Here is a 5673-nt window from a genome sequence, read left to right on the forward strand (position 1 = left end):
AGTGACATTAGTCGCGGCTTGCCCTGCTTGCTCGAGTAGCCACTGTCGATGGATACCCTGCACGTAGCCGCGTGCGGTTTCAGCACGCTGGGGCATCGCACCATCAATCCAGGCGCCGATTTCAACCTGGCTTCCTCGCTTCACATCACGGCCAAAGCCAGGAGGGATTTCAATGGCCAGGGTGAGCTTGCCACTGCGCATGCGCTTGTCCATATCTGCGTAATCAATCAATGGCGGTTGCTCGATAAAGTAGCGGGAGCCAGACAGATTCATCGCATAGCTATTGCTCAGGGTCGTCTGGTCGCGGTCAAGGATGGCATAGCTGAGATCCTCCACGTCCAGGCTGATGCCGTAGCCAATGACCAACATCAGGATGAGTGAGCCAAGCAGGGCAAGGGTGCCGCGCACCGGGTCGCGACGAAGCTCCAGCGATTCTCGCCAAGTGTAGCTAAGTAGACGCTGGAGACTAAAAGCGCTGTGTTTTACGCCGTTATGAGGCAGGGTGGGCGGTGTCGTGGTCACTGAGTTGGGCGTTGCCTCGGGTGCTTCCTGGTCCTGTTCGTCGGCGCCTGCTTCGGTCAAATAGCCGATGAACGCCTCTTCCAGAGTCGCTGCTCCACGTTTTTTCACCAGTGCCGCAGGCGTGTCGCTATCGAGCACTTGACCGGCGTGCATCATCGACATGCGATCACAGCGCTCGGCTTCATTCATGAAATGGGTAGAAATGAAAATGGTCACCCGGTCACGGCGCGCTAGCTCAATCATCAGCCGCCAGAAGTTGTCGCGGGCAACGGGATCAACCCCAGAAGTCGGCTCATCCAGGATGAGTAGTTCGGGCTTGTGGACCATCGCCACCGCCAGGGAAAGACGCTGACGGATGCCGAGTGGCAAACTTTCCGGCAGGCTGCCGCGTACCTCTTGTAGGTCGAAGCGTTTCACCATCTCATCCACGCGGGTGGCTATCTCCGCTTGAGGGACCTGGAAAAGGCGGGCGTGTAAGATTAGGTTTTGCTCAACGGTTAGTTCGCCATACAGTGAGAACGCCTGGGACATGTAGCCCACACGGCGGCGGGTGTCGATATCGCGGGTATCCACCTGTTTGCCGAACAGCCACGCCTGGCCTTCACTGGCCGGCAACAGACCGGTAAGCATCTTCATGGTGGTTGATTTGCCACAACCATTGGAGCCAAGAAAGCCGAAAATCTCGCCACGCCGGATCCGAAAGCTGACGTGGTCGACGGCGACAAAATCGCCAAAGCGCATGGTGAGGCCCTTAGCCTCAATGGCGACTTCATCGTCATCTTGTGCCAACGGCGGAATATGCACTGGTGCGTAGTCGCGTTTTTTCTCTTCCGGTAGCAGGGCGATAAAGGCAGCTTCCAGGGAGTTACTGGCAGTACGCTCTAGCAATGTCGCTGGCGTTCCGGTAGCCAGAATTTTGCCGTCGTCCATGGCCACTAGCCAGTCGAAGCGCTGGGCTTCATCCATGTAAGCGGTCGCGACCACCACGCTCATCTGTGGTCGTTGGCGACGTATACGTGCGATCAACTCCCAGAACTGGGCGCGGGCCAATGGATCGACGCCGGTGGTTGGTTCGTCGAGGATCAATAAATCGGGGTCATGGATCAGCGCGCAGCATAACCCCAGCTTCTGCTTCATACCGCCGGAAAGTTTGCCTGCTGGGCGGCCAAGGAATCTGTGCAGCCCCGTACTACGGGTTAAATCGTCGATTCGGCGACGTCGTTCGGCATGCTCATGGCCGAAGAGGCGGGCAAAGAACTGTAGGTTTTCCTCTACTGAAAGCGTCGGGTAGAGGTTCTTGCCCAACCCTTGGGGCATATAGGCAATGCGCGGGCAGATAGTGTCGCGATGACGCTTGTTGGCCATATTGCCGCCGAGCACTTCCACTTGCCCTTCTTGGATCGCGCGTGCCCCCGCAATAAGCGCTAACAGGCTGGATTTTCCAACGCCATCAGGCCCTATCAGCCCAACCATGCTGCCCGCAGGGATTTCTAGATCGATGCCCGCCAGGGCAACCTGCTTACCATAGTGCAGCTGGATGGCTGATAGTATTACTACCGCTGGCGTAGGTGATGAGGGCGGTGTTGCTATCATTGTGGTACCCGAACAGCCAACTCAGCAGGCCACTCTGCGTCGGGGTCAAGCTTAACCCAGGCTTCCCCAGGGACACCGGTTTTAACTTGCTCAAGATGACGTTGTAGAAGGTCTCGATCAATCTGTGCTTTCACTCGGAACATTAATTTTTGTCGTTCCGAAGCGGTCTCTACCGTCTTAGGCGTAAATTGTGCCGTGCTGGCGACAAACGAGATGCGTGCCGGTATGACTAGGTCAGGTGCCGCATCCAGGATGATACGTGCCTCGCTGCCCAGCGCTACACGACCTGCTTGTTCGGCAGGTAAGAAGAACGTCATGTGTACGTCGCTAAGATCGACCAGGTTCAGCACTCGCCCTCCACCTGGAAGTACCTCGCCAGGCTGGGCAATACGGAATTGTACGCGCCCTGCACGAGGCGCAACCAACTGACTGTCGGTGATGTCTGCATCGATACGCGTGATGGTGGCTTCGGCGGCAGTAACCGCAGAGCGGGCGCCGGTCACCTGGGCGCGAGCCGCTGCGATGGCCGACTGGGCGGCATCCACCTGGGCGTTAGCGGCGGCAACGGCTGCTCGTGCACTATTGACCCGAGCACGATCATCATCAAGTTCTTGTGCCGAAGCGGCTCCTTCCCGCGATAAGGTTTCCGAGCGAGCCAAGCGGCGTTGAGCCGCATCAAGTTCACTTTCACGCTGAGTCACGACGGCCTGAGCGGCAAGATGGTCGCTTTGCCGCAGAGCAACCTGCGCTTCCGCACTGAGTACGGCATTGAGTGCTTGCTGATACTGGGCTCTTGCTTCATCGCGTTGCGCTTCCAGTACCTGGATCTGCATGCGCGCAAGGGGTTGACCAACGGTGACAAACTCGCCTTCATCGACCAGGACTGCGTCAACGCGTCCAGGAAGCTTGGTGGCGATATCGATTTCAGTGGCCTCGATACGTCCATTACCACTAGCGAAGCCTTCCCCGAGGCCTTCGTCGCGCAATTCAGTCCAGTAGTAATAGCCTCCAGCAGCAATAAGGATTACCCCGGCGGCAAGGATCAGTTTCTTAAGCGAAGAGTGCATATTGCTAGGCCCTAATGTCATTCAGCATGAGGTGGAGTGAGAGCGGAAGTGCTTGTCACAGTAGCTGATCCGCCGCCGAGAGCTGTGTATAAGGCCACTCGGGCTGACAGCAGTTGGCGGCGAACTGCTAGCCGTTGCTGCTCGGCGGAAAGCAAGTCGCGCTGTGCATCCAGAACTTCTAGGTAGGGCACCGCACCGTTTTCATAGCGCAGCATGGCTAAGCGGGCACGCTCGCGCTGTACTGCTAACATGTCATTGGCAGTTTCTACTTGCTCGGCTAGCCAGTGGTTAGCAGCCAAAGCATCGGCAACATCACGGAAGGCTTGCTGGATGGCTTGCTCATATTCGACTATGGCTTGTTCGTGGCGTAACTCGGCCAGCGTCAGGTTGGCTTTTCGGCGACCGCTATCAAAAATGGGCAGTGATAGGGTGGGGGAAAAATTCCATGCCTGGCTATCAGTTCCTAGCAGGCCGTTCAAGTCAGCACTCGCCGTGCCCAAACTGCCTGTCAGCGCGATACGTGGGAAGAAAGCCGCGCGCGCAGCGCCAATATTAGCGTTAGTAGAACGCAGTAGGTGCTCGGCGGCGCGAATGTCGGGGCGGCGGGTCATTAGCTCCGATGGCAGCCCCGGCGCGAGAGGGGGCAGAGTATCATCCGCTATTTTATCCCCGTCACTTGTTACCTTTTCGATAGGTGAACCAACTAATAGCGCCAAGGCGTTGGCTTGCTGAGCATGGGCTTGCTCCAACTGAGCACCTAGTGCCTTGGCCTGCTGCAGCAACATTTCAACTTGGGTGAGTTCCAGTGGTGACGTTGCGCCTACTTCGACGCGTCGAGTAAATATCCGCAGTGATTCTTGCCGACTGTCGATGGTGCGGCGGGCTAGACCTAGGCGCGCATCAAGTTCCTGAAGACGAAAATAGCTATCGGCAACTTGAGCGATAAGGCTAATTTCGGTGGCACGCCGCGCCTCGTCGGTGGCTAGGTACTGCTCGAGGGCAGCCTCATTAAGGCTGCGTATTCTCCCCCAGAAATCTAGTTCCCAGCTGCTAAAGCCGACGCCCGCCTGGAACTGATTGCCAATCCGCGTACGTCCGCTAGGGCTCAGGTCAGAGGGCGTGCGTGAACGCTCACCAGCAGCTTGCACGCCAAGTGTGGGTAGCAACTCTGCATGTTGAATACCATAGGCTGCACGTGCCTGCTCAACACGCAATAAAGCCCCACGCAAATCATAGTTGGTGGTCAGTGCCTGTTCGATCAGCGCTTGTAGCCTGGTGTCGGTGAAGTAGCTGCGCCAAGCAATATCAGCATCAGCAGCCGTTGTTGGCATGTCCTCATCTGGGTAAACATCGGGCAATGTTGCTTCCGGCACCGAGTGAGGGGGGGCCAGCGAGGTACAGCCAGATAGGCCCAGGACTAGCAGCATTATCGCTAAATATGCCACCTTGTCTTTTTGCTTAGGGGCGAGCCGATATTTCATGCGAATGACCGCAGGTAAGGGAGCGAACGTATTGGGCATCTGATTGGCCATAGGAAATAGAAAGGAGACCTCTCCGTGTCAAGTGTGTCGATACAATGCGTGTGTCTCAGCCTGGGAGGCGTCAGTATGGCAATGTTTGTTCTAGCATTTGTTGATGTAGGGCAAGAGGGCTAATGACGCAGCCAGCGCATTTAATATCGGCTGCTTTCTGGTGAGTTGCAAATGCGCTTCTCACTATTGCGGATTACACTGGCAATGGGGAGCGAAAAAAACTGGTGAAACCCACGGAACGAGTGTAGATTCGCCGCCCGATTCTGCGGTTGGAGTTTTCTCCAGCTATGTGTTAGCCCTGAAGGGGGCTTTTATTCTGCGAGGCAAGAAGCGATATGTCGCGGCAACTGCTAGCCATGGCGTTAGCGCCCTTATTAGGGCTGTTTATTCTTGGGATTGGCAATGGCTTTCTCGCCACGCTGATCTCTGTGCGGCTAGACGCTGCGGGTGAGTCGGCAACGGTGATAGGTATTGTCTCCTCGGCTTACTTTATTGGCTTAGCGCTTGGCGCGCTATTCAATGACCGGCTGCTGCTGCGCATAGGTCACATCCGTGCTTATGGTAGCTTTGCCTCGTTGGTCGCTGTCACGGTGCTGTTGCAAGGGCTGTTTTTTGATCCTTGGGCGTGGTTTGTGCTGCGTTTAATTGGCGGCTGGGCCACCGTGGGCGTTTATTTAGTGATTGAGAGCTGGTTGCTGACCTCCGGCGAGCAAAAAGTACGTGGTCGATTGCTAGCGATGTATATGATCTCGCTGTATGCCGCGGGCGTGATTGGACAGTTGCTGTTAGGTGTTACCAGTGCCATGGGGGTGACTGCGCCCTTTATGGTGATTGGCCTATTGGCATCGTTATCGGTGTTGCCTATGGCCATGATTCCGCGGGTGTCACCCATTATGGAGCACGCTGAGCCGCTACCGCCGCACCGCTTGATTACGATGACGCCGACAGGGGTAATGGGG

4 protein-coding genes are annotated in these 5673 nt (G+C 56.5%); 1 reads left to right on the forward strand and 3 read right to left on the reverse strand.

What is annotated here, in order from left to right:
- The 3 genes from rbbA to INT22_RS11650 form a co-directional block, all read right to left on the reverse strand.
- Window positions 1-2115, reverse strand: a 2115-nt coding sequence (gene rbbA / locus INT22_RS11640) for a ribosome-associated ATPase/putative transporter RbbA (protein WP_226912652.1), incomplete at its 3' end; no start/stop codon positions are given.
- Window positions 2112-3182: an HlyD family secretion protein gene (locus INT22_RS11645; RefSeq protein ID WP_146942677.1), complete on the reverse strand. Its 1071-nt coding sequence runs from the start codon at window positions 3180-3182 to the stop codon at window positions 2112-2114. The genes INT22_RS11645 and rbbA, both read right to left, overlap by 4 nt.
- A gap of 17 nt (window positions 3183-3199) precedes the next feature.
- Window positions 3200-4702: an efflux transporter outer membrane subunit gene (locus INT22_RS11650; protein ID WP_193068255.1), complete on the reverse strand. Its 1503-nt coding sequence runs from the start codon at window positions 4700-4702 to the stop codon at window positions 3200-3202.
- 347 nt (window positions 4703-5049) lie between these two features.
- Here INT22_RS11650 and INT22_RS20885 point away from each other — a divergent pair.
- Window positions 5050-5673 (forward strand): MFS transporter (locus INT22_RS20885; RefSeq protein ID WP_226912653.1); only part of this gene is annotated, 624 nt, incomplete at its 3' end.

The sequence above is a fragment of the Halomonas sp. 3D7M genome, assembly GCF_014897885.1.
GTDB lineage: Bacteria > Pseudomonadota > Gammaproteobacteria > Pseudomonadales > Halomonadaceae > Vreelandella.